The 26,003-nt window shown below is 74.3% G+C and carries 24 protein-coding genes and 1 riboswitch; of the genes, 11 read left to right on the top strand and 13 right to left on the bottom strand.

From position 1 onward, the window contains the following. The first annotated feature begins 83 nt into the window (after window positions 1-83). Together ACH4B3_RS30875 and ACH4B3_RS30870 are read left to right on the top strand one after the other, a co-directional pair. Window positions 84-1,670: an alpha/beta hydrolase gene (locus tag ACH4B3_RS30875; RefSeq protein ID WP_398468461.1), complete on the top strand. Its 1,587-nt coding sequence runs from the start codon at window positions 84-86 to the stop codon at window positions 1,668-1,670. Window positions 1,671-1,856: 186 nt separating this feature from the next. Continuing rightward, window positions 1,857-2,690, top strand: coding sequence for an SDR family oxidoreductase (locus ACH4B3_RS30870; protein WP_398468459.1), 834 nt, complete (start codon window positions 1,857-1,859; stop codon window positions 2,688-2,690). A 90-nt stretch (window positions 2,691-2,780) separates the two neighbouring features. Here the strand turns inward: ACH4B3_RS30870 and ACH4B3_RS30865 are convergent, their stop codons facing one another. Next, window positions 2,781-3,605, bottom strand: coding sequence for an AraC family transcriptional regulator (locus ACH4B3_RS30865; protein WP_398468458.1), 825 nt, complete (start codon window positions 3,603-3,605; stop codon window positions 2,781-2,783). A gap of 49 nt (window positions 3,606-3,654) precedes the next feature. On the opposite strand from ACH4B3_RS30865, the gene ACH4B3_RS30860 reads away from it, so the two are divergent. From ACH4B3_RS30860 to ACH4B3_RS30850, 3 genes are all read left to right on the top strand, one after another. Next, entirely contained in the window at window positions 3,655-4,122 is a 468-nt protein-coding gene (locus ACH4B3_RS30860; protein ID WP_398468456.1) for a DUF2000 family protein, read from the top strand. A 219-nt stretch (window positions 4,123-4,341) separates the two neighbouring features. Further along, window positions 4,342-4,692: a YciI family protein gene (locus tag ACH4B3_RS30855; protein ID WP_398468454.1), complete on the top strand. Its 351-nt coding sequence runs from the start codon at window positions 4,342-4,344 to the stop codon at window positions 4,690-4,692. Window positions 4,693-4,696: 4 nt separating this feature from the next. Continuing rightward, entirely contained in the window at window positions 4,697-6,001 is a 1,305-nt protein-coding gene (locus tag ACH4B3_RS30850) for an RNA polymerase sigma factor (protein WP_398468452.1), read from the top strand. A gap of 88 nt (window positions 6,002-6,089) precedes the next feature. Here the strand turns inward: ACH4B3_RS30850 and ACH4B3_RS30845 are convergent, their stop codons facing one another. The 5 genes from ACH4B3_RS30845 to ACH4B3_RS30825 all read right to left on the bottom strand — a co-directional run bounded on the left by ACH4B3_RS30845 (window position 6,090) and on the right by ACH4B3_RS30825 (window position 10,652). Beyond that, window positions 6,090-6,245, bottom strand: coding sequence for a hypothetical protein (locus ACH4B3_RS30845; protein WP_398468450.1), 156 nt, complete (start codon window positions 6,243-6,245; stop codon window positions 6,090-6,092). Between the two features lie 114 nt (window positions 6,246-6,359). Then, entirely contained in the window at window positions 6,360-7,310 is a 951-nt protein-coding gene (locus tag ACH4B3_RS30840) for a cytochrome c oxidase assembly protein (protein ID WP_398468448.1), read from the bottom strand. 147 nt (window positions 7,311-7,457) lie between these two features. Continuing rightward, complete coding sequence (locus tag ACH4B3_RS30835; protein ID WP_398468446.1) at window positions 7,458-8,483, bottom strand: 6-phosphofructokinase; 1,026 nt, start codon at window positions 8,481-8,483, stop codon at window positions 7,458-7,460. A gap of 156 nt (window positions 8,484-8,639) precedes the next feature. After that, on the bottom strand, window positions 8,640-9,368 hold the full coding sequence (locus tag ACH4B3_RS30830; protein ID WP_398468444.1) for a type 1 glutamine amidotransferase: 729 nt from the start codon (window positions 9,366-9,368) through the stop codon (window positions 8,640-8,642). 45 nt (window positions 9,369-9,413) lie between these two features. After that, window positions 9,414-10,652, bottom strand: a complete 1,239-nt coding sequence (locus tag ACH4B3_RS30825; RefSeq protein ID WP_398468442.1) for a MurT ligase domain-containing protein — start codon at window positions 10,650-10,652, stop codon at window positions 9,414-9,416. Window positions 10,653-10,888: 236 nt separating this feature from the next. Here ACH4B3_RS30825 and def point away from each other — a divergent pair, with 236 nt between their 5' ends. Next, a complete protein-coding gene (gene def / locus ACH4B3_RS30820) occupies window positions 10,889-11,440 on the top strand; it encodes a peptide deformylase (protein ID WP_398468440.1) in 552 nt (183 codons plus the stop codon). 27 nt (window positions 11,441-11,467) lie between these two features. Here the strand turns inward: def and ACH4B3_RS30815 are convergent, their stop codons facing one another. After that, a complete protein-coding gene (locus ACH4B3_RS30815) occupies window positions 11,468-12,166 on the bottom strand; it encodes a TetR family transcriptional regulator (RefSeq protein ID WP_398468438.1) in 699 nt (232 codons plus the stop codon). A 154-nt stretch (window positions 12,167-12,320) separates the two neighbouring features. Between ACH4B3_RS30815 and ACH4B3_RS30810 the strand changes: the two genes are divergently transcribed. Next, window positions 12,321-13,547, top strand: a complete 1,227-nt coding sequence (locus tag ACH4B3_RS30810) for an acyl-CoA dehydrogenase family protein (protein ID WP_398468436.1) — start codon at window positions 12,321-12,323, stop codon at window positions 13,545-13,547. Between the two features lie 239 nt (window positions 13,548-13,786). Here ACH4B3_RS30810 and ACH4B3_RS30805 read toward each other — a convergent pair whose 3' ends face one another. Next, window positions 13,787-15,487 carry a DNA-3-methyladenine glycosylase 2 family protein gene (locus tag ACH4B3_RS30805; RefSeq protein ID WP_398468434.1) on the bottom strand — a complete coding sequence of 567 codons (1,701 nt, stop codon included), beginning with the start codon at window positions 15,485-15,487 and terminating at the stop codon, window positions 13,787-13,789. A gap of 144 nt (window positions 15,488-15,631) precedes the next feature. On the opposite strand from ACH4B3_RS30805, the gene ACH4B3_RS30800 reads away from it, so the two are divergent. The 4 genes from ACH4B3_RS30800 (at window position 15,632) to ACH4B3_RS30785 (ending at window position 20,069) form a co-directional block, all read left to right on the top strand. Then, on the top strand, window positions 15,632-17,857 hold the full coding sequence (locus ACH4B3_RS30800; protein ID WP_398468432.1) for a SpoIIE family protein phosphatase: 2,226 nt from the start codon (window positions 15,632-15,634) through the stop codon (window positions 17,855-17,857). 129 nt (window positions 17,858-17,986) lie between these two features. Continuing rightward, entirely contained in the window at window positions 17,987-18,259 is a 273-nt protein-coding gene (locus ACH4B3_RS30795) for a hypothetical protein (protein ID WP_398468430.1), read from the top strand. Window positions 18,260-18,591: 332 nt separating this feature from the next. Then, the gene (locus ACH4B3_RS30790; protein WP_398468429.1) at window positions 18,592-18,756 is read left to right on the top strand and encodes a hypothetical protein; all 165 of its coding nucleotides are present in this window, start codon (window positions 18,592-18,594) and stop codon (window positions 18,754-18,756) included. Between the two features lie 377 nt (window positions 18,757-19,133). Beyond that, on the top strand, window positions 19,134-20,069 hold the full coding sequence (locus tag ACH4B3_RS30785; protein ID WP_398468427.1) for a response regulator transcription factor: 936 nt from the start codon (window positions 19,134-19,136) through the stop codon (window positions 20,067-20,069). Between the two features lie 128 nt (window positions 20,070-20,197). Here ACH4B3_RS30785 and ACH4B3_RS30780 read toward each other — a convergent pair whose 3' ends face one another. The 5 genes from ACH4B3_RS30780 to ACH4B3_RS30760 all read right to left on the bottom strand — a co-directional run bounded on the left by ACH4B3_RS30780 (window position 20,198) and on the right by ACH4B3_RS30760 (window position 25,759). Next, on the bottom strand, window positions 20,198-21,052 hold the full coding sequence (locus tag ACH4B3_RS30780) for an energy-coupling factor ABC transporter ATP-binding protein (protein ID WP_398468425.1): 855 nt from the start codon (window positions 21,050-21,052) through the stop codon (window positions 20,198-20,200). After that, window positions 21,049-21,798, bottom strand: coding sequence for a cobalt ECF transporter T component CbiQ (cbiQ, locus tag ACH4B3_RS30775; protein ID WP_398468423.1), 750 nt, complete (start codon window positions 21,796-21,798; stop codon window positions 21,049-21,051). The genes ACH4B3_RS30780 and cbiQ overlap by 4 nt, the downstream gene beginning before the upstream one ends. A 4-nt stretch (window positions 21,799-21,802) precedes the next feature. Continuing rightward, window positions 21,803-22,207 (bottom strand): energy-coupling factor ABC transporter substrate-binding protein, encoded by a 405-nt coding sequence (locus ACH4B3_RS30770; protein WP_398468421.1) that lies wholly within the window; start codon window positions 22,205-22,207, stop codon window positions 21,803-21,805. 1 nt (window position 22,208) lies between these two features. Continuing rightward, window positions 22,209-22,922 carry an energy-coupling factor ABC transporter permease gene (locus ACH4B3_RS30765; RefSeq protein WP_398468419.1) on the bottom strand — a complete coding sequence of 238 codons (714 nt, stop codon included), beginning with the start codon at window positions 22,920-22,922 and terminating at the stop codon, window positions 22,209-22,211. 28 nt (window positions 22,923-22,950) lie between these two features. Then, window positions 22,951-23,147: riboswitch (cobalamin riboswitch) on the bottom strand. Window positions 23,148-23,251: 104 nt separating this feature from the next. Then, complete coding sequence (locus ACH4B3_RS30760; protein ID WP_398468417.1) at window positions 23,252-25,759, bottom strand: SpoIIE family protein phosphatase; 2,508 nt, start codon at window positions 25,757-25,759, stop codon at window positions 23,252-23,254. Between the last annotated feature and the right edge of the window lie 244 nt (window positions 25,760-26,003).

Below are 26,003 nucleotides of genomic sequence, written 5' to 3'. Positions count from 1 at the left end.
CGGGGAACGGCAGGCGAGGATCCTCCTGCCACTGTGACCACCGCCGCCACAAGCGGCGTATCAAAGCAGGGGGAGTTACCTACGTGAGACGTACAGCAATCTTCGGCGCCACCGGTGGCGTCGTGACCGGCGTGCTCATAGCCGGGGCGCTCGCCGCGCCTTCGGCGAGCGCCGGCCAGACCGTGCCCGGCGGCGCCGCCGAGGCCCGCGGTGTGAAGATCGCCGCGGACCGTGCCGCCGAGGCAGGCATCGACTGGCAGGACTGCCCGGCCGACTGGGGCCTGGCCAAGCCCATCAAGTGCGGCTATGTCAGCGTCCCGCTGGACTACGCCAAGCCGAACGGTCGTCAGATCAAGATCGCGGTCGACCGGATCGGCAGCACGGGCACGCCCGAGGAGCGCCAGGGCGCCCTGCTCTACAACCCCGGCGGCCCCGGCGGCTCGGGTCTGCGCTTCCCGGCCCGGGTGACCTCGAAGAACCCGCTGTGGACCAAGACCTCGAAGGCGTACGACTTCGTGGGCTTCGACCCGCGGGGCGTCGGCCGCTCCACCCCCATCTCCTGCGTGGACCCGCAGGAGTACGTCAAGGCCCCGAAGCTCGACCCGGTGCCCGACAGCGAGGCCGACAAGCGGGTCCAGCGCAAGCTCGCCAAGGAGTACGCGCAGGGCTGCAAGGAGCGCAGCGGCTGGATGCTGCCGCACATGACGACGCCCAACACCGCTCGCGACATCGACGTGGTCCGTGCCGCGCTCGGCGAGAAGAAGCTCAACTTCATCGGCGTCTCCTACGGCACCTACATCGGCGGTGTCTACGCGACGCTCTTCCCGAACCACGTGCGCCGCATGATCGTCGACAGCGTGGTGAACCCCTCGCGGGAGAAGATCTGGTACCAGGCCAACCTGGACCAGGACGTCGCCTTCGAGATGCGCTGGGACGACTGGAAGGCGTGGGTCGCCAAGAACGACGCCGCCTACCACATCGGCGACACGCCGGAGAAGGTCCAGAAGCAGTGGGAGACGCTGCGCGCGACCGCCAAGAAGAACCCGATCGGCGGCCTCGTCGGCCCGGCCGAGCTTCTCGGCTTCTTCCAGAGCGCCCCGTACTACGACTCCGCCTGGACCTCGGTCGCCGAGGTGTGGAGCGCCTACCTGGCCGGTGACGAGCAGGCTCTGGTCGACGCCGCGGCACCCGACATGTCGGACACCGCGGGCAACATCGCCTCGGAGAACGGCAACGCCGTGTACACCGCGGTGGAGTGCGCCGACGCCAAGTGGCCCACCAGCTGGAGCCGGTGGAACCGGGACAACACCCGGCTGCACAAGGACTACCCGTTCCTGACCTGGTCGAACGCCTGGATGAACCTGCCGTGCGCCACCTGGGGCGTGCCGCAGCAGACTCCGCTGGAGGTGAAGACCGGCAAGGGTCTGCCGCCGGTCCTGATCGTGCAGGCCACCCGCGACGCCGCGACCCCGTACGAGGGCGCCGTGGAGCTGCACAAGCGCCTCAAGGGCTCGCGCCTGATCACCGAGAAGGACGCGGGATCGCACGGCGTCACCAACCTGGCCAACCCGTGCATCAACCAGCGGGTGGACGCCTACCTGCTGGAGGGCACGGTGGACGCCAAGGACGTGACCTGCGAGCCGCACGCCACCCCGCAGCCGAAGAAGTAGTGCCGCGACGCACCCCGTCGTGACCGTGGCCTGACCGCCGCGGCACCCGCGCCCCGCTCCGACCGGAGCGGGGCGCGGTCGTGTTCCGGCGCGCTCCCGGCGCCGGACGCGGCATGCGCCGGCCCCGACCGGGCCGGCGGCCACGGCGGTTGACCTCAACCGCGGTCGAGGTTCTACGGTCGCGGCATGAGCACGATTCTGGTGACCGGCGCGACCGGCAACGTGGGCAGGCACATCGTCTCCGCACTCGCGGCGGCCGGACACCGGGTACGCGCCCTGGTCCGTGACCCGCACCGCGCCTCGCTGCCCGCGGGGGTCGAGGCGGTCCGCGGCGACCTCACCGACCCCGGCAGCATCGAAGCCGCGCTGCACGGCGTGACGAGCGTGTTCCTGATGTGGCCCGGCCTTCCGGTGAGCCCCCGGGTGGTGGAGCTGATCGCCGAGCACGCCGAGCGCGTGGTGTACCTGTCCGCCGACGTCACCGACCTCCGGGACGGCGAACGGCCCGTCGTCTTCCACCAGGAGATCGAGCGGCTCATCAGGAACACCGGGCTCAGCTGGACCTTCGTCCGGGCCATCGACTTCGCCGGCAACACCCTGGGGTGGGCGGACCAGATCCGGCGGGGCGTGGTCCGGCTGCCGTACGGGCAGGCCGCCCGGTCGCTGATCCACGAGCGCGACATCGCGGACGTGGCGGTCCGCGCGCTCACCACCGGGGGGCACGAGCGGGCCGCGTACGTGATCACCGGACCGGAGTCGATCCCGCAGGCCGAACTGGTGCGGATCATCGGCGAGGTGACCGGCCGCGACGTGCGGTGGGAGGAACTGCCCGCCGAAGTGGCGCGTGAGCAACTGGCCGCCGCGTGGGCCAGCGCGGAGTTCGCCGATGCCCGGCTGCGGGCCTGGGCGGGCTTCGTGGACACCCCGGAACGGGTCACCGACACGGTGGAACGGCTCCTGGGACGGCCCGCCAGGACCTTCCGGTCATGGGCCGAGGACCACGCGGACGACTTCCGCTAGCCGGCCCGCCGCGGCCGCGGAGGCCGGCCCGCCACCCCGCCGGGCCCGACGCGGGGCCCCTCCGGCGCGCGGCGGCCGCCCGCCGCCGTGTCAGGCACGGGTGGCCGGCGGCCCGCCGCCGGACCCGGCGCGGGCGTACCGGCCGGGGGCGATGCCCACGATCCGCTTGAAGTGCCGGGTGAGGTGGGACTGGTCGTGGAAGCCGACCGAGGCCGCCACCTCGCCCGGTGGCCGCCCGTCGAGCAGCAGCCGGCGGGCCAGGTCGACGCGGCGGGACGTCACGTACTGGTGCGGCGCGATACCGAAGGCGGCGCTGAAGGCGCGCACCAGATGGGTCGGGTGGGCGTGGACCAGGCGCGCGGCCTCCTCCAGGGTGACGGCGTCCGGCAGCCGCTCGTCGAGGAGTTCGCGCAGCCGCCGGGCCACCCCGCGGGAGGGCGCGGTGCCGCGCCGGACCGCCTTGGGGCGCAGGTGCTCGCGCAGCCGCTCGCTGACGAAGGCCAGACGGCTCTCCGCCTCGAACTCCTCCCCCCGCCGGGTGAGAACCGCGTGCAACTGGCCCACCCGGGTGCGCAGGACGGGATCGGAGAGGATCGGGCCGTCCACCGCCGGGCCGATGAGGCTCTCGTCCAGCTGCGTCATGTCGAGGTAGAGCACGCGTTTGCGGAAGCCGTGCGAGGTGGCGGGCGAGCCGTTGTGCGGAACCTGCGGCGGCAGCAGGCTCACGGTGTCCCGCGGGGTGCCGAGCGCGTGGCGGTCCAGGTCGTAGCGGACCGCGCCGTCGTCCACCATCAGCAGGGTCCAGGCGTCGTGGACGTGCATCGGGTACGCGTGCTCGGTGAAGCGGGCGTGCAGGACCTCCACGACGCCGGCCACCGGCGGTCGCCAGGCGGAGAGCTGCTGACCGGGGACCATGCCAGGAACGTACAAGACCCGGCGGGCGGGCACCCGGCAGTCTCGCGGCATGAGAAACACCGACGAGACCGAGCGGGCAGGCGGCGCCGGGGGCGGGACCGCCGCCGTCCGCTTCGACACCAAGATCGCCGTACTGCTGCGCGAGGACCTGGAGCCCTGGCAGCGGCTGAACGTGACCGCCTTCCTGGTCAGCGGGATCGGCACGGCCGTCCCCGAGCTGATCGGCGAACCGTACGAGGACGCCGACGGCAGCGGGTACCTGCCGATGTTCCGCCAGCCGGTGCTGGTCTTCGAGGGGTCGAAGGCGACGCTGACCGCCGCGCACGGCCGGGCGCTCGCCCGTGAGCTGCCCACCGCCGTCTTCACCTCGGACCTGTTCGGCACCGGCGACGACCGGGACAACCGGGCGGCCGTGCGGGCGGTGGGCAGGGACCGGCTCGACCTGGTGGGGATGGCCCTCCACGGGCCGCGCAACGCGGTGGACCGGGTCCTCAAGGGGGCGCGCATGCACCCCTGAGCGGCGGCGGTGCGCCCGGCGCCGCCCGTGGCGGGGTGCGGCGGGCCGCCGGGACACCGGCCCGGCCACGGCCCGCACCGCGGCCGGGCCGTGCGCGTGGCGCGGGCCCGCGGGAAAATCCTCCCGCGCGATGTCGATCCGGGCGCGCCCCGTTCGTCGTCATGGTGTGCGGCGCCTCGCCGCGCGAGGACACCACAGCACCGACAAGGAGTTCCGACCGTGAAGTACATGCTGCTGATCAACGCCGGCGCGATCGACGAGAACGGGGCGGCCGCCGAGTGCGACGTCCGGGAGTGGGCCGAGTACGACAAGGCGGTCCGGGACGCCGGGATCCTGGTCTCGGGGGAGTCGCTGGCGGACCTGGTCACCGCCACCGCCGTCCGGGTCGGCCCGGACGGCGAGCGGACGGTCACCGACGGGCCGTTCGCCGAGACCCGCGAGGTCCTCGGCGGCTTCTACGTGATCGACGTCCCGCACCTGGACGCCGCGCTGGACTGGGCCGCCCGCTGCCCCGGAGCGCGCGGCAGCGGCTCGGTCGTGGTCCGCCCGGTCGCCGACTTCGGGGCCTGAACCGGTGCCGGAGCGGGTGGGTGGCGCCGGCCGGGCCGTGGAGGCCGTGTTCCGCGAGGAACACGGCCGGCTCCTCGCCTCCCTCACACGCCGGTTCGGCGACCTCGACCTGGCCGAGGAGGTCGCCTCCGAAGCGATCGAGGCCGCCCTGGCGCACTGGCCGGCGCAGGGCGTACCGGCCAGGCCCGGGGCGTGGCTGCTGACCACGGCCCGCCGCAAGGCCGTCGACCGGCTGCGCCGTGACCAGGCCTACGCCGCCCGGCTCGCCCTCCTGCAGGTGGAGGCGGACCGGGCCGGCCCCGCCCCGCCCGCGGACACCGGCACGGGGCTGCCCGACGACCGGCTCGGGCTGTTCTTCACCTGCGCCCACCCCGCCCTGCCGGCCGAGGCGCGCGGGGCGCTGATCCTGCGCTGCCTGGCCGGGCTGACCACGCCCGAGGTCGCCCGGGCCTACCTCGTCCCGCCGGCCACCATGGCCCAGCGGATCGTGCGGGCGAAGAAGAAGATCCGGGAGGCCCGGATCCCGTTCCGGGTGCCCGCCCCCGACGAGCTGCCCGCACGCCTGGCGGGCGTGCTGCAGGTCCTCTACTCGGTCTTCACCGAGGGGTACGCCCCCACCTCGGGCCCGGACCCGCAGCGGCCGGCCCTCGCCGAGGAGGCCATCCGGCTGACGCGGATACTGCACCGGCTGCTCCCCGCCGAGCGGGAGGTCACCGGGCTGCTGGCGCTGATGCTGCTGGTGCACGCCCGGCGCGGGGCGCGGACCGGCCCCGACGGGGCGCCGGTGCTGCTGGCGGACCAGGACCGCGGCCGCTGGGACCGCACGCTGATCGAGGAGGGCCGCGCCCTGGTGCCCGCCGCACTGGTGGGCGGCGCGCCGGGCCGCTACGCGGTGCAGGCCGCGATCGCCGCCCTGCACGACGAGGCGGCGGACTTCGCCGACACCGACTGGCCGCAGATCGTGGCGCTCTACGACGTGCTGCTCGCGCTGGCGCCGTCGCCGGTCGTCGCCCTGAACCGGGCCGCCGCGGTGGCGATGCGGGACGGCCCGCAGGCCGGTCTCGACCTGCTGGACGAGCTCGCGGGCGAGGAACGGCTGCGCGGCTACCACCCCTACCAGGTGGCGCGGGCGGACCTGCTGCACCGGCTCGGCCGGCTCCCGGAGGCCGCGGCCGCCTACCGGCGCGCGCTCGAACTGGCCGGCACCGAATCCGAGCGGGTCCATCTGCGGCGCCGGCTGGGCTCGCTCGGGGCGGCCCCGGAAGCCCCGGCCGCTCCGCCGCCGCCGGCCGGCCCGGACGGGCGCTGAGGCGTTGAGGGGGAGGGGCCAGGCGGACACGGCGAACGGGCGGGGTGGCATCACCCCGCCCGTTCGTCCTGCGTCGTCCGCGCCCCGCTCAGGTCCGGGCCGCGACCACGCCCACGGTCAGCAGTCCGAGCACCGCCCAGCTGAACCACAGCCAGCTGCTGCTGCCCAGCACCACCGTGTAGGCGGTCGCCAGGACCAGCCCCACCACCGTGCACCACGCCATCGCCTTCGCAGATCCGGGCATCCCCGCAACCTCCTCAACGAGGTCCCGGCGGCGCTCCGCCCGGACCACGGCCTAGGAGACCATCGTCCACCGGCGGGGCCGGTACCGCCATAGCCGGCGCGGATCCGGTCCGGCTCAGCGGCTGCGCGCCTGCAGTGAGGCGAGGTAGGCGTTGTACGCCTCCAGCTCGCGGTCACCGTCCCGGTCGGCGACCCGGTCCTTGCGCCGCGCCTGCCGCTGCTCGGACCGGTACCACTGGTAGACCAGCGCCAGCAGCACCACGACCGAGGGAATCTCGCTGAAGGCCCAGGCGATGCCGCCGGCCGCGTTCTGGTCGCCGAGGACGTCGATGCCCAGGGAGGCCGGCGGGTGCTTGTAGGCGTCGACCATGGGCTCGGAGGCCATCATCAGGGAGATGCCGAAGAAGGCGTGGAACGGCATGCCCGCGAACAGCTCGAGCATCCGCATCACATAGCCGGGCCGGTGCGGTCCGGGGTCCACGCCCATGATCGGCCAGAAGAAGACCAGGCCGACGGCGAGGAAGTGGACCATCATCGCGATGTGGCCGGGCTTGCTCGCCATCAGGGTGTCGAAGAGCGGGGTGAAGTACAGCCCGTACAGGCTCGCGATGAACAGCGGGATGGTGAAGACCGGGTGGGTGACGACCCGCATGTACCGGCTGTGCAGCAGCGCCACCAGCAGCTCGCGCGGGCCCTTGCGGCCGCGCCCGGCGGCGGGCAGCGCGCGCAGGGTCAGCGTCACCGGGGCACCCAGCAGGATCAGGATCGGCGACAGCATGCTGATCACCATGTGCTGCACCATGTGCACGCTGAACATGACCATGCCGTAGTCGTTGAGCTTGGTGCACATGACCAGGGCGATGGAGAGCACGCCGAGGACGAACGCCACGACGCGGCCGATCGGCCAGCCGTCCCCGCGCAGCCGCAGCCGCAGCACGCCCCACCCGTACAGCACGAGCGCCAGCGCGCAGGCGACGAGGAAGAACGTGTCGCCCCCGAACTCCAGCCCGCGCGAGAGCGTGAACGGCGGCAGATCCATCATCATGCCGTGTCCGCCGTGGTCCATCCGATCTCCCTGTTCTGCCGGGTTTTGCGCCGATCCGCCCCACCAGACTAGAACCGCCCCCGCCGGCGGTTCCGGGCGGGGGCGGTACCACGCCGGGTCGCGCCGCCGTACGAGCGGCGCGACCCGGCGTCGGGGCGCGTGATCAGCTCACAGCACGCACTCGGCTTCCACGTACCGGTCGGCGGGCACGGTCTTGAGCCGCTCCACCGCCTCGGCCAGCGGCACCAGGGTGATGTCGGTGCCCCGCAGCGCCGTCATCATGCCGAACGCCCCGCTGTGGGCGGCCTCCACCGCGTGCCAGCCGAAGCGGGTGGCGAGCACCCGGTCGTAGGCGGTGGGCGTGCCGCCCCGCTGCACATGCCCCAGGATCACCGGCCGCGCCTCCTTGTCCAGGCGCCGCTCCAGCTCCACCGAGAGCTGGCGGGCGATACCCGCGAACCGCTCGTGCCCGTAGATGTCCTTGCCGCCGGTGTCGAACTCCATCGAACCGGCCCGCGGCTTGGCCCCCTCGGCGGCGACCACGATGGCGAACTTCTTGCCCGCCGCGAACCGCCGGCCGACCACGTCGGTCAGCTCGTCGATGTCGAACGGCCGCTCCGGGACCACGATCGCGTGGGCACCCGCGGCCATGCCGGAGTGCAGCGCGATCCACCCGGTGTGCCGCCCCATGACCTCCACGATCAGCACCCGCTGGTGCGACTCGGCGGTGGTCTTCAGCCGGTCCAGGGCCTCGGTGGCGACCCCGACCGCGGTGTCGAAACCGAACGTCACATCGGTGGCCGCGATGTCGTTGTCGATGGTCTTGGGCACCCCGACGATCGGCAGACCGGCGTCCGACAGCAGCCGGGCCGCCTTCAGGGTGCCCTCGCCGCCGATCGGGATGACCGCGTCCAGCCCGAGCTCGGCGACGTGCCCCTTGGCCCGCTCGACGCCGTCCCGAAGGTGCGCCGGCTGGACCCGGGAGGAGCCGAGGATGGTGCCGCCGCGGGCCAGGATGCCCGCGACGGCATCCAGGTCGAGGGGGCGGTGATCGCCTTCCAGCAGGCCCTTCCAGCCGTCGTGGAAGCCGATGACCTCGTCGCCGTGATCGACGACGGCACGGTGGACGACGGAGCGGATGACGGCGTTCAGACCGGGGCAGTCGCCGCCGGAGGTGAGCACACCAATACGCATATGTCCGAGATACCTCTGCAACTCAACCGGACGGGGCCCGGACCCCTTCGTCCGGTCGGATCACCGCCACCCTAAACCAGCCGGTGCGCTCCGTCGGGGCGGTGGCCAACAGGTGGACGCCCCCCGAGGCGGGCGCGCCCACCGGTCGACGACGGCTCAGGCGGACTGGGTGGCCGCCGCGATCCGCTCCGCCCGGAGCGCGTCGTACCACTGGTCGTTGACCGGCGGCAGCGCGTTCACGTCGAGCGCCAGCTTGAGCAGCAGGTCCGCGATGAGCGGGTTCCGGGCCAGCACCGGTCCGTGCATGTAGGTGCCGAACACGGTGTCGTTGTACGCGCCCTCGTAACCGTCCCCGGTGCCGTTGCCGTTGCCGAACCGCACCCGGGCGAAGGGGCGGGCGGTGGGCCCCAGGTGGGTGACGCCCTGGTGGTTCTCGAACCCGGTCAGCGGCGGCAGGCCCAGCCGCTCGTCGATGTCCGCCAGCACGTCGCCGACGCACCGGGCGCCCTCGCCCCGGGTGCTGACCACGTCCAGCAGGCCCAGGCCCGGCTCCCGCTGGCCGAGGTCGTTGATGAACTCGTGGCCCAGGATCTGGTACCCGGCGCACACCGAGAACACGATCGCCCCGTTGGCGACCGCCCGGTTGAGCCCGCCGTCGCGGCGCAGCCGCTCGGCCGCCAGCCGCTGCGGACGGTCCTCGCCGCCGCCGATCAGGTAGATGTCCCCGGAGGTGGGGATCTGCTGGTCGGAGCGGACGTCCAGCCGGGAGACGTCCAGGCCGCGCTGGCGCGCGCGGCGCTCCACGACGAGCGCGTTCCCCTGGTCTCCGTAGGTGCTCAGCAGGTCGGGGTAGACCCACACCAGGCGCAGGCTGTTCTGGCTCATGATCGCAATCCTTCTACGTACTGCCCAGCGGGCTGCGTTGGGGGGTCAGTTGCCGACGCGGCGGCGCAGGTCCTGGAACGCGGTGTAGTTCGCGATGGTCTCGATCCTGCCGGGCGGGCACATCCGAACCGCCTCGTCGACGTCCTCGCAGACCCGGAACTCCAGGCCGGCGACCTCCAGCCGCACCGCGAGGTCCAGCTTGCGGTCCCCGATGACGCAGATCGGTCGCCCGGCGAGCCGGGTGTAGTCCACGTCCCACAGCCACGAGGTGTCGGTGCCGTCGGCGCCGCGCGCGTTCACCGAGAGGATCACCGGCGCGGGCGGGGCGTCGATCAGCGAGAAGGTCTCCAGCCAGCCCGCCGGGTTCTTCGCCAGCAGCAGACGCATCTGGCGGTCCATGAAGGTCACCACGTCGTACCGGCCGGCCACCGCCTGCACCTGGTACATCCGCTCCAGCGCGACCTGCGGCGGCACGCCGAAGACCGCGGCGACGGCGGCCGAGCTGGCCGCGTTCGCCTTGTTGGCGCGGCCCGGCAGCTGGAGGTGGATCGGCCAGGCCGAGCCCTGCGGGTCCAGCACGTAGTCACCGTGCAGCACCCAGCTGGGCGCGGGGCGGCGGAAGCCGCACTCGCCGCAGCCCCAGTCGTCGCCGGGACGCTGCAGCACGCCGCCGCAGGACGGGCAGGACCAGGCGTCGTCCTTCCACTCCTGGCCGGCCGCGACCCACACCACGTTGGGGGAGGAGGAGGCGGCCCACACGATCAGCGGGTCGTCGGCGTTGGCCACCACGACGGCCTTGGTGCCGGACAGCCCCTCGCGCCACTTCTCGGCGAGCATCCGGGTCTCCGCGGCCCGGTCGAGCTGGTCGCGGGAGAGGTTCAGCAGCGCGATGCACTTGGGCTCGGTGTCCCGGGCCACTCCGGCCAGGTACTTCTCGTCCACCTCGATCACGCCGTAGCGGGCGTCGCTGCCGGCGGCGAGCGCGGAGGTGATGCCGGCCGGCATGTTGGCGCCCAGCGCGTTGGAGACCACCGGACCGGCGGCCCGCAGCGCCTCGGCGATCAGCCGCGTGGTGGTGGTCTTGCCGTTGGTGGCGGAGACCAGGGTCACATCGAGGTGTTGCGCCAGCGCGCGGAGCAGGTCCGGATCGAGTCTGAGGGCCACCTTGCCCCCGATCACCGAGCCACTGCCCCGGCCCGCGGCCTTCGATACCGCGGCCGCTGCCTTGCCCGCCGTCACGGCCAGCTTGGCCCGCGGCGACAGCGGGTCCGAGTTGCCTGCCATCTCCTAGATCCTCCTTGCGTCCGGCGCCGCGCCCATGCCCCCTGGGGCGCCGGTGGATACGCCCCCGTCACGCCTGAATCACCCTCGCGGCCCTTCCGCCACGGGAGCGACCCCCTGCCGGGAGGCATCGGTCGTGGATCAGCCTATCGAGATCCGGCCGTCGTCCCGAATCCCTCCCCCTCGGCGCTTCGGCCGGGAGAGGTACCCCCGGCCCGCATGACCGTACCCTTGCGGGCATGCGAAAGAGCGTGATTCCCGGCAGCTCAGGCGTGGTGCACCCGATGCGGCTGCTCGGCGATCCGGTTCTGCGCGCTCCCTGCGAGGAGGTCACCGTCTTCGACGGGTCGCTCGCCGCGCTCGTCGAGGACCTCTACGCCACCATGTACGCCGCCCAGGGCGTGGGCCTCGCCGCCAACCAGATCGGGGTCGGTCTGCGGGTGTTCGTCCACGACTGCCCGGACGACGAGGACCGCCGCCATCTGGGGCACATCGTCAACCCCAGGCTGGTGGAGGCGGACGGGGTGACCGTCCGCGGCCCCGAGGGCTGCCTGTCGCTGCCCGGCATCGAGGCGGGGACGCCCCGTTTCGACCGCGCGGTCGTGGAAGGGGTGACCATGACCGGCGAGCCGCTGCGGGTGGAGGGGACCGGCTTCTTCGCACGCTGTCTGCAGCACGAGTGCGACCACCTCGACGGTGGGCTGTTCACCGACCGGCTGGCGGGGCTGCGGCAGCGCCGGGCGCTGCGGGCGGCACGCCGGGCGCCGTGGGCGCGCCCCCGGCGGGGCTGACCGGCCGGGAACGCGCGCCGGGCGGGGTCAGAAGCCGGGACCGTCCCGCCGGTCGCCTGCCGTCGCCAGCCGCCCCCACAGCAGGTCGGTGAGGTTGCGCACCAGGTCGGCCCGGGGGCACGGGCGCTCCCGCAGCCACCAGTCGCCCGCCGCGTACATCATGCCGACGATCCCGTGGCCCCAGGCGCGGGCCGCCGCCCGGTCCCCGGAGTCCAGGTCGACGCGCTCGGCGATCACCTCGGCGAGTTCCTCCCCCATGCGGCGGAGCAGGGGAGCGGAGTGCCGGCCCACGTCGAAGCCCTGGTCGGACTCGGTCTGCTGGTCGTCCTCGGCCGGGTGCATGAGGAACCGGTACACCTGCGGGCGCGCCTCGACCGCCGCCAGGTAGGTGTCCAGGGTGGCCTCGACCCGCTCCCGCCGGTCGGAGGGCGCGTCGAGCGCGTCCCGCAGCGACGCCAGCAGGGCGTCGGTGTGCCGCTGGGCCAGTGCCCGGTACAGGCCGCCCTTGTCGCCGAAGTGGCGGTAGAGGATCGGCTTGGTGATGCCCGCCTCGGCGGCGATGGCGTTCATCGAGGCCTCGGGGCCGTCGCGCAGCACCACCCGGTCCGCCGCCTCCAGCAGCTCCCTGCGGCGCTCCTCGGTGTCCCCCGGTCTGCGGCCGGGCGCGGCCGTGTCCCGGCCGTCCCGTGGCCGTTCGTCGTCCCGTCGGCCGGTCCCGGTGTTCATGGTGGTTGCCTCCCCGCCCCTGGTGTTTCCGCGACGCATGCGCAACGTAACACTTCGCCGCAGGTGAGGGGCGTGCCGAACGAGGGAGTTGACATCTTCTACTCACGAGTAACAGACTCACGTTACCGCTAGTAACAAGTGTGCAGGAGGGGCCATGGCCGAGTTCTCTTTCGAGCTCAACGACGACCAGAAGGCCGTACGTGACTGGATTCACGGCTTCGCCGCGGACGTGATGCGCCCGGCGGCCGCCGAGTGGGACGAGCGCGAAGAGACGCCGTGGCCGATCATCCAGGAAGCCGCGAAGGTCGGAATCTACTCCCTGGACTTCTACGCCCAGCAGTACTTCGACCCCACCGGACTGGGCATCCCGATGGCCACCGAGGAGCTGTTCTGGGGCGACGCGGGCATCGCCTTGTCGATCATGGGCACCGGGCTGGCGGCCGTGGGCGTGCTCGCCAACGGCACCGAGGAGCAGATCGGCACCTGGATCCCGCAGATGTACGGCGACGCCGACGACGTGAAGGTCGCCGCGTTCTGCTCCTCCGAGCCGGACGCCGGGTCGGACGTCGCCGCCATGCGCACCCGGGCCGTCTACGACGAGGCCAAGGACGAGTGGGTGCTGAACGGCACCAAGACCTGGGCCACCAACGGCGGCATCGCCAACGTCCACGTGGTGGTCGCGGTCGTCGACCCGGAGCTCGGGTCCAAGGGCCACGCCTCCTTCATCGTGCCGCCGGGCACGCCCGGCCTGTCCCAGGGGCAGAAGTTCAAGAAGCACGGCATCCGCGCCTCGCACACCGCCGAGGTGGTGCTGGACGGCGTCCGGGTGCCCGGCTCCTGCCTGCTGGGCGGCAAGGAGAAGCTCGACGAGCGTCTCGCCCGGGCCCGGGAGAAGGCCCGGTCCGCCGGCGACCGGGTGAAGAACGCGGCGATGGCCACCTTCGAGGCGTCCCGCCCGGCGGTCGGCGCCATGGCGGTGGGCACCGCCCGCGCCGCGTACGAGGTCGCCCTCGACTACGCCCGCACCCGGGAGCAGTTCGGCCGTCCCATCATCGACAACCAGGGCATCGCCTTCCAGCTCGCCGACATGCGCACCCGGATCGACGCCGCCCGGCTGCTGGTCTGGCGCGCCTCCTGGATGGCGGTGAACGGCAAGCGGTTCACCGCCGCCGAGGGGTCCATGTCGAAGCTCTTCGCCAGCGAGGTCGCCAAGACCGTCACGGCCCAGGCCGTACAGATCCTCGGCGGCAACGGCTTCACCCGTGAGTACCCGGTGGAGCGGATGCACCGGGACGCGGCGATATACACCATCTTCGAGGGCACCAGCGAGATCCAGCGGCTGGTCATCGCCCGCACCCTGTCCGGCGTCCACATCCGCTGACCACCCGGCCGGTGCCGGTGCGGCGGGTCGCCGCGGCTGTGGGGGCCGCGGGGACCCGCCGCACCCGCGCCACGGCACCCGCGCCACGGCACCGGTCCGCCGCCCGGCCCCGGTACCCCCGCGGCGGCCGGCCGCCGGAACGGCACCCCGGGGCGCCGCCGCCGAGCGGGTGCCGCCGCCCCGGCCCCGCCGCCCCCTGCCGGGACCGGCCCGCACCCGCGGCGCCGGCCCCGCCGCCCTCACTCCGGGCCGGACCGCGCCGCCGCGCCGGCCGCCGGCTCCCGGTGCCACAGATGGTGCATGGCGTAGGAGCGCCACGGACGCCAGCCCTCGGTGTCGCCGGGCCGGGCCCCCGCCTCCCGCATGCCGGCGGCGATCGCGACGTCCCCGGTGAGGAGGACATCCGGGTCGCCCAGTGCCCGCATCCGGATGTACCCGGCGGTCCAGGGGCCGATGCCGCGCAGCGCCAGCAGCGCCCGTTCCGCCTCTTCACGGTCGACGCCCGCGTCCAGGCACACCGTGCCGTCCGCCAGCGCCGTACTCACCGCGCGCAGCGCGGCACGGCGGGACTCGGGCATCCCGATCTCCGCCAGCGACGCCTCGGCCAGTGTCTCCACCGACGGGAACAGACGGGTCAGCGAGCCCCAGGCCCCCGGCCCGGGCGAGCCCCAGGCGGGCGCCGGCAGCGGCTCGCCGTACGCCTCCACCAGGGCCTGCCCCAGCCGGCGCCCGGCCGCCACCGAGACCTGCTGGCCCAGCACCGCCCGCACCGCCAGCTCCTGCGGATCGGCCGCCCCGGGCGCCCGCATGCCCGGCCGGCGGGCCACCCGGGCGCCCAGCACCGGGTCCGCGCCCAGCCGCTCGGTCACCGCGAACGGATCGGCGTCCAGGTCGAACAGCCGCCGTATCCGCTGGGTGGCGGTGGTCAGGTCGCGCAGCTCGCTCAGGTGCAGCCGGCACGCCAGCCAGCCCTGGTCGTCCGGGCCCTCGGTGACCTCCGCCACCCCGAAGCCGTGCGGCAGCCGCAGGGTGCGCCGGTACACCCGGCCCCGACCGGCTCCGGGGGCCGTCCGGGCACCGTGCCCCCCGGTCACCTCCTCGACGCCCGGGACGGCCCGGTGGGCCAGGTAGTCGAAGAGCTCGGCGCCCGCGTACGGGCCGCGATAGGCCAGCCGCAGCGGGATGCCCCCCGGCCCCTGGGGCGGCGTGGGCGGTCCGCCCGTCCCGGCGGCCACGGCGGCCGGGATCACCACCCGGCCCGGCTGCCGGGTGCCGCCCGCCCGGTCGCCCGGCCCGTCACCGGGGCCGGGGGGACGCTCGCGCACCGCCGACGCCGCCCGTCCGGCCCGGCCGGCCGTCGCCCGTCCGGCCCGGGCCGCGGCCGCCGGCCGGTGCCCCCGCAGCTCGGTCGGCGTCGCCGCGTACACCTCGCGGATGGTGTCGTTGAACTGCCGGACGCTGGCGAATCCCGCCGCGAACGCCACCTCCGCCGACTGCAACGCGGTGGTCTGCAGCAGCACCCGGGCGGTGTGCGCCCGCTGGGCCCGGGCCAGCGCCACCGGGCCCGCGCCGAGCTCCGCGTTCAGCTGGCGCTGCACCTGCCGGGCGCTGTAGCCCAGCCGGACCGCCAGTCCGGCCACTCCCTCCCGGTCCACCACCCCGTCCCCGATCAGCCGCATGGCCCGCCCCACCACGTCGGCCCTCGCGTTCCACTCCGCCGACCCCGGCACCGCGTCGGGCCGGCACCTGCGGCAGGCCCGGAAGCCCGCCCGCTGGGCCGCGGCGGCGGCCGGGAAGAACCGGACGTTCTGCCGCTTGGGGGTGACCGCGGGGCAGCTCGGCCGGCAGTAGATGCCGGTCGTGGAGACCGCGAAGAAGAACTCGCCGTCGAACCTGGCGTCCCGGCTGCACACCGCCTCGTACATGCTGTCCTCATCCATCACGCCTCCACTGTGCGGCAGCCGCGGGCCGGATGCTGGCGGGAATCGGACATCGCCCGCTGCTGATGCGAACCGCACCGGCCTGGGAGAACATGGGACCGCGGCGGGCGGGCCGGAGTGTGTGGCGGAAGACGGAGACAGGGAATGGGTGTAGGCCCGGCGGACGGTCACCGGGGCCCGGAAGGCGGCCGCAGCGGCCTGGACGAGCATGCCGTCGCCCGGCTGCTGTCCAGCGCGGACGCCGAATCCCTGCTGGCCGCGCTGATGGCCGCGGTCGATCCGGGCCGCGGCGACGCCGTGGACATGGGGCTGCTCTACCGGGCGGACGACGACGGCATGATCCGGCTGGTGGCCGCGGAGGGGCTGGACGAGCGGGTGCTGGACCAGTACCGGGTGATGTCGCTCGACGCCGGGCTGCCGGCCGCCCAGGTGGTCCGCGAGCACGAGGCCGTCTACGCGCTGCCCGGGGAGTCCGAGGAGTCGGGGCAGCCCGCCCCGGAGACCGCGGCGGCCGAGTTCGCGGTGCTGCCGCTGCTGATCGGCACCCGCTGCATCGGCTCGGCGGTCCTCAAACTCTCCCGCCGGGAGACCCTGGACACCGCCCGGCACCGCGACTTCCTCGCCCTGGCGGCGCTGTGCGCGTACCGCCTGGACCAGTTGCTCGACCTGGAACGCCAGGCCACCGGCGGCACGAAGCCGCAGGCCGGGACCCGGTTGCTGCCGTTCCGGACCCGGGACCGGGCCGGCATGCTGGAAATGGCCATGGCCAACGCCGGCATCGGCTCCTTCGACTGGGACTTCCCCTCCGGCCGGCTGGTCTGGGACGAACGGATCTGCCGGCTCTTCGGTATCGCCCCCGCCGAGTTCGACGGCCGGGTCGAGACGTTCTACGCGGCACTGCACCCGGACGACCGGGCCACCGTCGACCAGGCGCTGGAGGAGAGCCTCCGCACCGGGCGCTACGTGGTGCACTACCGCATCGTGCGCCGTGACGACCGGGCGGTCAGGTGGATCGACGCCGAGAGCCGGGTGGTCTACACGCCGGGCGGGGAGCCCAGGGGCATGGTCGGCGTGGCCCGGGACAGCACCGAGGAGCGGGCCCGGGAGTACGAACGCCAGGCTCGCAAGGACTTCGTCCTCGGCATCACGCGGGCCTTCACCGCGGCCTCCTCCTCCGAGGACATCGTCTCGACCATGGCGGACACCGTGCTCCCGGCGTTCGGCGGCCAGCGCATGGCGATCTTCCTGAAGTCCGAGGACGGCGGGATGCGGCTGCTGGGCTCCCGGGGATTCGACGGTCACCAGGACCGGCTGCGCTGGATCGGTGAGATCGGTGTCGACAACCCCTACCTGGCGCCGCTGCTCGACGGTGAGCCGATGTTCATCAGCTCCCGGGAGGAGTTCATGGAGCGGGTCGGGGACCCCCGGCTGACGCCGCTGCCGGGCCTGCACGCCTGGGCCGTGCTGCCGCTGGCGACCGCCGACGGCCTGGTCGGGGTCTGCGTGATCGTCTACGAGCACCCGCACACGTTCTCCGCCGACGACCAGGTGCTCGGCGCGGGCCTGTCCGGCATCCTCGCCCAGTCCCTGGCCCGCGCCCGCCTCTTCGACGAACGGCGCGCCCACCTGACCGAACTGCAGGACCTGATGCTGCCCCGGCGGCTGCCGCGGCTGCCCGGGCTGGACGTGCTGGTGCGGTACCGCCCCGGCTCGGACGGGCTGGACGTCGGCGGCGACTGGTACGACGCGCTGCCGATGCCGGACGGCCGTATCGCCATGGTCATCGGCGACGTCCAGGGCCACAGCGCGCGGGCGGCGGCGGTGATGGGCCAGCTGCGGATCGCGATGCAGGCACATGCCACCGAAGGCCATGAACTCGCCTCGCTGATGTCCCGCGCCAACCGCACGCTGTGCGACCTGGACACCGACCTCTTCGCCACCTGCGCCATCGTCGACATCACCGCGGCGGACGGCACGCTGCGGGTGGTGCGGGCCGGCCACCCGCCGCCCATGGTGCTGGGGCCGGACGGCCGGGTCGTCGCACTCGACGTGCCGGGCGGGGTGCCGCTGGGCATCTTCCCGTGCGCGGGCCGGGACTACCCGGTGACCGAGGTGAACCTGCCGGAGGGCGCGACGCTGCTGCTCTACACGGACGGCCTGGTCGAGGAGCCGGGCGTCGACTACGACGACGGGGTGGCGCGACTGGCCGGGCGGCTCGGGTACCGGCCGGGCGCCGCGGACGGTTCCGGAGGACCGCCGGACCTGGAGGCGCTGGCCGAGCGCGTCCTCGCGCCCGCGGTCGCGGGGTCCGGTCACGACGACGACGTGGCCGTGGTGCTGGTGCGCCGCCACCCGCCGGCCGGCCGCTGAGGGCGCCGGCCGGGCGGCCTGGCGTCCCGGGCGGTGCCGGGTGCCCGCGCGCCGGAACCGGACGCGGACCCCGCCGAGATGGTGAGCTAGGTCCTCGGCGGCGGCACGACCGGTCGAGGGAAGGGTTCCGTGGTGGTGGCGAGGGTGTGGCGGGCGGGGGCGGCGGCGTACCGGGTGGTCCGGGTGGGGGCGGCGGTGTACCGGGCGGTCCGGGCGGGGGCGGGACCGGCCGGCGCGGTGCCGCTGTGGCCCGGCGTCCGCGCCGCGCGCGGGTGCCGGGTGGCCCGAGTGCTGGTGCCGCTGCGGCTGCTGGCGCTGGCCGTGATGCTGGCCCCGCGCGCGACCGGCCTGCGCCGCACCGGCGCGCGCAGGTGCGCGGCGGCCCTCAGCGGCCTGCGGTGACCTCCGGGCCACGGGCCCGCTCGCGCTGCCCCGGCCACCACCGCCCCGACTACCTTGTTTGCATCTGCTTGCCACCCCTCCGTCCGGCACGCGACGGTTGACACCACACCACCCCGGTGACCGCACCAGGCCGGGGCGCACCGAGTGGCACCTCTCGCGGCCCGACCGCCGCGTGCAAGTCGCGACGGCCCGCGAAGGTCGCCGGCGCCGTCGAGAGGAGGATCCCGATGCGCGACGGCTCGTGCGGAGACGACGGGGACGTGGCGGAGGGCGCGGCGGCGGGGAGGGCTCCCGCGCCGGTGCCTTCCGGGTCGCCGCGGAGGTGGCCGTCAGTGGGCGCTTCACGGCATGTGTGGTGGGAGGGGGTGCGTACCGTGCTCGGTGTGGTCGAGGCGGTCGCGGTCCTGACCGACGCGCAGGCCCTCGCCGTTGTGGCGAGGGCGCTCACCGCGGTGAGTGGCACGGTCGCCGACGCCGGCAAGCCCGAGCGACCGTGACACGTGGGTCCGGTCGCCCTGCGGCGGCCGGGCCCCCTGCCGTTTCCGGCGTGCTCCTTACAGGTAACAGCATCGGGAGACGGCGGCCAAGGGCAGTCCGTCCGATCGGGCTCAAGCAGGCGCACGAAATCCCTTTCGTGCGCGGGAAGAAGGGGGGCGCTCTGTCCGCCCAGACCGATGCCTGTCTCGCCTGCGGCCGGGCGCTGCCGCCGCCCCGGAACGTGGGACGCCCCCGGGAGTACTGCTCGGCCACATGCCGCTCGGCGGGACGGCGCGCTCGCGCGCGCGAGGCTTCCCGTCAGGCGCGGCAGCGCGGCCCCTGCACGGTCGAGCTGGCGGGCCGGCGCTGTCCCCGGCAGGCCGAGTACACGCTGCTGGTGAACGGGGTGCCGTTCCGGTTCTGCCCCGCCTGCTACCCCATGGCGACGCAGTACCTGCTGGACCAGGGCGTTCCGGCAACCGGGATCGAAGTGCCCCGGCGCCCGGTCCCGTCCGAGCCCGGCCGGACGCTCCCGACCGGCACCGCCCGCCCGGAGTCGGGCCCCGCCCGCCCGACGCAACTCCTGCTGGTCGAGGACGACGAGGCGGTTCTCCTGGCCCTCCGGGCGGTGCTCATGCGCTGGGGCTACGAGGTCCTTGTCGAGGGAACCGGACGAGCCGGTCTGCGCAGCGCCTACCTCCAGCGCCCGGACCTCGTGCTGCTCGACGTGATGCTGCCCGACATCGACGGATTCGAAGTGCTGCGGCGACTGCGTACCGTCAGCGATGTCCCGGTCATCTTCCTGACGGCGCGCAGCGACAGCGTCGACGTGGTCGTCGGACTGACCAGCGGCGCGGACGACTACATCGTCAAGCCCTGTCAGCCCGTCGAGATCGCCGCGCGCATCGAACGCGTACTGCACCGCTACCGGGCCGCGGAGGGGCGGGGCGACGACGTGTACGACGACGGCCTGCTGCGGCTGGACTCGCAGCGGCAACAGGCGTGGGCCGCTGGTTCCCGACTGCCGCTCACCACAGCGGAGTTCCGCGTGCTGAACCGACTCGTTCGCCACGCGGGCGTCATCCAGCACGTCGGGAGGCTCCTCGACGAGGGCTGGGACGATCCGGACCCGACCGCCCACGGGCGGGTCAAATTCGTCATCTCCCGGCTGCGCGGCAAGCTCGACCGTACGCCTGTGGGCGGTGGATCCATCGTCTCGGTCCGCGGCGTCGGCTATCTCTACCGCTCGCCCACCACGCCTCCGCTCCCTGCTCCCCGGCGTGATTCCGCACCGGCCGGATACGGTCACGCGCGCTCTTTGGGAGACCCCTGAACACTGCGGACGGACGGATGGCAGGACAGGCGGAAGGCCGAGCAGCCGCTCGATGGGTGCTCCTCGACCCGGATGGCAGTGTCACCTGAGCGCATCGGAGGGCGGACGGCGGCGGGCGGCCGCGCCGGTCAGCCGCCGGACACCGCCGCCGTCCAGCGCGCGAACTCCTCGGGCGTCCGCGGCCCCGGCTCGCCCGCGGACAGCAGTCCGTGCGCCCGCAGTACCTCCGCGGCCGCCATGCCCCACGGGCGGCGCAGCCTCGCCGCGTCCAGCAGCGCCTGGTCGCCCAGCAGTGCCGAGACCTCGCCGGTGCGCAGCCCGTCCGGCGCCAGCACCGCCGCGTCGTCCGCCCAGCGCAGCGCCAGGTCCACGTCATGGGTGGCCATCAGCACCGTGGTGCCCGTCTCCCGCAGCCGGCCCAGCACTTCGAGCAGCCGCTCCTGCCCGTGCGGGTCCAGCCCGGCCGTCGGCTCGTCCAGGATCAGCACCCGCGGACGCATGGCCACCGCCCCGGCGATGGCCGCGCGCTTGCGCTGCCCGTAGGAGAGCAGATGGGTGGGCCGGTCGTGCAGCGCCGTGATGTCCAGCGCCTCCAGGGCCTCGGCGACCCGGTCGCGCACCTCCTCCGGCGGCAGCCCCAGGTTCATCGGGCCGAAGGACACGTCCTGGCCGACCGAGGCGGCGAACAGCTGGTCGTCGGGGTCCTGGACGACCAGCTGGACGGCGGTGCGCAGCCGGGTCAGCGCCTTGCGGTCGTGGCCCACCCGCTCGCCGTCCAGCCGCAGTTCGCCCCAGGCGCACCGCAGCCCGCCGCTGAGCAGCCGCATCAAGGTGGTCTTGCCGCTGCCGTTGCGGCCGAGCAACGCCACCGAACGCCCTTCGCTGACGGCGAAGCACACCCCGCGCAGCACCGGGGGACCGTCCTCGTAGGCGTATCCGGCGTCGACGAGCTCCACGACCGGTGGCGGGGACGACGGGGTCATGGGACGAGCCTTTCGAGTACGAGGGTGAGGACGACCAGGCCCGTCAGCAGGGCCGCGGTGGCGCCGACGAAGCGCCTCGACACGGTCGCCGGGGGCAGCAGGACCCGCAGCGTGCCGTCGTAGCCGCGGCCGGCGAGCCCGGCCTGCAGCCGGCCGGCCCGGTCGAAGGCCCGGACGAACGCGATCGCGCCCAGCCCGGCCACCGACCGCCACGCCGCCGCCCGGCTGGTGTGGCCCAGCCGGGCGGCCTGCGCCTGGCGGACCCGGGACAGCGTGTCCAGGAGCAGGAAGCTGATCCGGTACATCACCAGCGCGACGTCGACCACGGCCGCCGGCACGCCGGCCCGCACCAGACGGGGGAACACGTCGGAGACCGGTGTGGTGAAGGCGAACAGCAGCACCCCCAAGGAGGCCGCGGAAGTCCGCAGCAGCAGCTGTCCGGCCTGCTCCGGGCCGCCCGGCGCCAGGGAGAGCGGCCCGTGCGGACCGCCCACCTGCACCAGCAGCGGCAGCGCCCCGGTGACGCAGAATCCGAGCGGTATCCGGAAGGCCCGCCACAGCTGCCGTCCGGCGACCCCCGCCGGGCCGAGGAGCAGTGCCAGCGTGGCGGCGGCCACCAGTGGCGCGCCCGGCCAGGGCGGCAGACAGACCGCGGTCACCGTCAGGCCGAGACCCAGCAGGGCCTTCTCCAGTGGATGGCGGTGGCGCCAGCGACTGCTGTGCGCCGCCGCGTCGATGGGCAGCACCGGGTCAGGCGGACCGGTCGGCGGCGGTGCCCGAGGGCCGTGCCGGCTCTTCCGGCGCGCCCGCGTCGGGTGCCGGCGGCAGGTCTGCGGCGGCGGCCGCCGCGGCGGCGCGGGCCTCGCCCTGGCGGCGCCCCTTGCGGAGCCCGAAGTAGTACGCCAGCACCCCGGCCCCCAGCGCGGCCTGCAGCGCGAACAGCGCCGACTCGATCTCTCCGGACGGGGGTTCGTACAGCGGACTGAACCACGGCTCGTAGTCCGGCTTGTTCTCGGTGATCGCCGTCTCCGCCTGGGCGTCGGCCCCGGCGAACGGCTCCTCCTTGTCGTCGCCGAGCCCCAGGACGACCGGCAGCACGGCGAGCAGCGCGACCACCGCCAGGATCAGTGCGTTGATCTTCGCGTTACGGCTCATGTCAGGCCACCGCGCCCTTCGTGCCGGTCGTGCCGCTCGCGTCGCCGGACCGCTCGCCCGGCAGCACGCCCAGCCGGGCCAGCTCGCCCTTGCTCGACTGCGTCAGCAGCCGCATCACCAGCACCGTCAGCAGCCCCTCGCTGACCGCCAGCGGAATCTGGGTGACCGCGAAGATGCCGCCGAACTTGGCCAGCGCGCCGGCGAATCCGCTGCTCGGGTCCGGGAACGCCAGGGCCAGCTGCACGCTGGTGACGCAGTAGGTGCTCAGGTCGGCGGCGAACGCGCCGAAGAACACACAGACCATCAGCGGCGCGCCGAACCGGCGCAGCAGCCGGTACAGGCCGTATCCCGCCCACGGGCCGACGATGGCCATGGAGAAGGCGTTGGCGCCCAGCGTGGTCAGTCCGCCGTGGGCCAGCAGCAGGGCCTGGAACAGCAGCGTGATGGTGCCCAGCACGGCCATGACGGGCGGCCGGAACAGGATGGCGCCGAGCCCGGTGCCGGTGGGGTGCGAACAGCTCCCCGTCACCGAAGGGATCTTGAGGGCGGACAGGACGAAGGTGAAGGCGCCCGAGGCGCCGACCAGCAGTGTGCTCTCGGGGTGCGTCTTGACCTCGCGGGTCAGCGCGCGCACCCCGTGGAAGACGAACGGAGCGGAAGCCGCGGCCCAGGCGGCGGCGTGCACAGGGGGCAGATAGCCCTCGGCTATATGCATGAGAAGGGAGACCTCTCCAGCACCTCGTGGATGGACGACACACCCTGGCCGGTCTCCTGGCTGACGGGTGATGCCGCCCGAACTCCGCCTTCCCGGGCGCCGCGGTACTTCCACGCCGTCCCAGTGGCTTCCCCGCGGGGATGGAGCCGGACTTCCCGATCACAGTGGCGAGGGCCGCACCGGTTCCACACCGGTTTCCCGTGCACCAAGGCCCTGTGACCTTAGTGCCCCATACGTGCTCACGACAAGCCATGGCAAGCAGCGCACAACCGCCGCACCGGCGGCCCGGGGCGGTGCCCAGCCGGCCGCCGGACCCGGCGCCGGGGCCCTCACAGCATCGGCGGCAGCGCCTGTTCGGCCCAGATGGTCTTGCCCCCGCGGGTGTAGCGGCTGCCCCATCGGGTGGTGAGCTGGGCGACCAGGTACAGACCGCGACCGCCCTCGTCGGTGTCCCGGGCCCGGCGCATCCTCGGCTGGGTACTGCTGGGGTCGGACACCTCGCAGGTCAGCACGTCGGTCCGGATCATCCGCAGTTCGATCGGGCCGCCCGCGTGCCGGATCGCGTTGGTGACCAGCTCACTGACGACCAGCTCGGTGGTGAACGACAGCAGGTCCAGTTCCCAGGCGGTCAGCTGTCGCATCACCAGCTCCCGGGCACGGGCCACCACGGCCGGGTCGGCCTCCAGCGCCCAGGTCGCCGTGTCCCGTTCCGGCACCCGCCGCGTCCGGGCCACCAGCAGCGTCACATCGTCCGGCAGGCGGGTGGGCGGCAGCCCGGCCACGATCTCCCGGGCCACGTCGTGCAGCGGCCGGTGCAGCGCGTCCGTCTGCACCAGCCGCTTCTGCAGTTGCTCCATGCCCTCGTCGACGTCGCCCTCGCCCCGCTCGATCAGGCCGTCGGTGTACAGCGCCAGCACACCGCCCGGCGTGACGTCGATCACCGACTTCTCGAACGGCAGCCCGCCCACCCCCAGCGGCGGGCCGGGGTTCATGGCCACGAAGGTCACCGTGCCGTCGGCGTCCACCACGGCCGGCGGCGGGTGCCCGGCACTCGCCATCGAACAGCGGCCGCTCACCGGGTCGTACACCGCGTACAGGCAGGTGGCGGCGAAGGTGTCCGGTCCGCTCTGGGCGGAGGAGTCGCCCGACAGGCCGGGGCCGGGCAGGGTCGGCACGCCGGGCTGCTCCGCGCCCACGGGCTGCTGGGCCCCCGCCGGTTCCGGCGCGCCCAGCGGCAGTTGCAGCACCAGGTCGTCCAGATGGGTGAGCAGTTCGTCCGGGTCCGGATCGAGGTCGGCGAGGGTCCGCACGGCGGTGCGCAGCCGGGCCATCGAGGCGGTCGCCCGCAGCCCGTGCCCCACCACGTCCCCGACCACCAGGGCGACGCGCGCCGAGGAAAGCGGGATGACGTCGTACCAGTCCCCGCTGACCCCGCCGATCGGATCGGCCGGCAGGTAGACGCTGGCGGTCCTGACCGCGGCGGTGTCCGCCGTGGCCGGCGGCAGCAGGGACCGCTGCAGGCTCACCGCCGCCAGATGCTCGCGGGTGTAGCGGCGCACGTTGTCCAGGGCCAGCGCGGCACGGGCGGCGATCTCCTCCAGCAGGTGCAGGTCGCCCTTCTCGAAGGCGGGCCGGGTGGGCGCGGTCCGCCACAGCATCAGGTTGCCCAGCAGGGTGTTCCCGGCGCACATCGGGACGCTGATCGCCGAACGGGTGCCGGGGACCGCGGTCGACCAGTCGGGTGGCCCGGGGCCGGTGCCCCCGCCCGCACCCTCCTCGCCGAGGAGGCCGAGGTCCGGCACCAGCACGCCCCGGCCCGGGCGGCTCGGGGAGGTCGGGACGGCCCCGGTGTGCACGGTGCCGGGCGTCCGCAGTGCCGCGGTGCCCTCCCCGGCCACCGCGGTGCGGCGCAGCGCCAGCCGCTCCCGCCGGTCCGGCACCGGCTCCCCGCCGGTGAACACCGGTTCGGTGACGTCGACCGCGATGGCGTCGGCGAGTGACGGCACCAGGGCGCCCGCCAGGTCCTCGCTGGTGGCCTGGGCCGACAGCGAGCCGCCCAGCACCGAGGTGGCCCGGTGCAGCACCTCGATCCGCTCGTGGATGCGGTGTTCGGCCGTCACGTCGCTGAAGGTGGCCGCCACCCCCAGGCACCGCCCGTCCGGTTCCTGCAGCCGGAAGGCGGAGACCCGCAGGATCACGCCGCTGCGCGGGTCGTGCAGGGTGCGGGCGGGGGTGGTGAAGCCCAGCAGCGGGTCCCCGGTGGCGATCACCTGTGCCAGCCGCTCGTCGAGGGCCTCGGCGTCCCGCGCCCACAGGAAGTCCCCCAGGCGGTGCCCGCGCAGGTCGGCGGGGATCCCGGTGTAGGGCAGCAGCGGGGTGTTGGTCCGCACCAGACGCAGCCCGGTGTCGAAGACGGCCAGCCCGAACCGGTTCTGCTGGAACAGTCCGACGGCCAGCGCGTGGTCCTGGCGCAACCGGGTGATCTGCTCGCCGGGCGCGCCCACCACCAGGTAGCCGGACACGCCGCAGGCCGCCGCCCGGCCCAGCGGCAGCACCCGGAACCCGACCTCGACCTCGCCGCCGGAACCGTGCCGCAGGACCGCGCGCCCCTCCCACGGCTCCGGGCCGGAGGGCCGCTGGGCCAGCACCTCGCCCAGCCGGGCCGGATCGGCGAGCAGCTCCGCCACGGGGTGCCCGCACACCTCCTCGGCCGGGCGCGCCACCATCCGCTCCGCCGCCGATGTCCAGGCCACCAGGGTGCCGGTGCCGTCCACCACGGCGGCGGCTGTGTCGTGGGCGGCGAAGGTGTAGCCGTCCTCACCCTTGGCACTGCGCATACGGACACACATCCCGTTTCTCGGCCGGACACCATGGTCTCAGCGCATCCGAGACGTGCACGACTCCAGAGGGGCGGGGTGTCGCCCATCCGGACCGTCGCGGCGGGTCGCGGGGCGGGTGCGCGGTGCGGCCGCGGGGGGGGGGCGGCCCCGCGGGCCCCCCCCCCCCCCCCCCCCCCCCCCCCCCCCCCCCCCCCCCCCCCCCCCCCCCCCCCCACCCCCCCCCACACACCCCAACCCCAAC

Source organism: Streptomyces sp. NPDC018031, assembly GCF_044327625.1.
Classification (GTDB): Bacteria; Actinomycetota; Actinomycetes; order Streptomycetales; family Streptomycetaceae; genus Streptomyces.
Note: the sequence above shows the minus strand (reverse complement) of the source record. Positions and strands in the feature narration are given on the sequence as shown.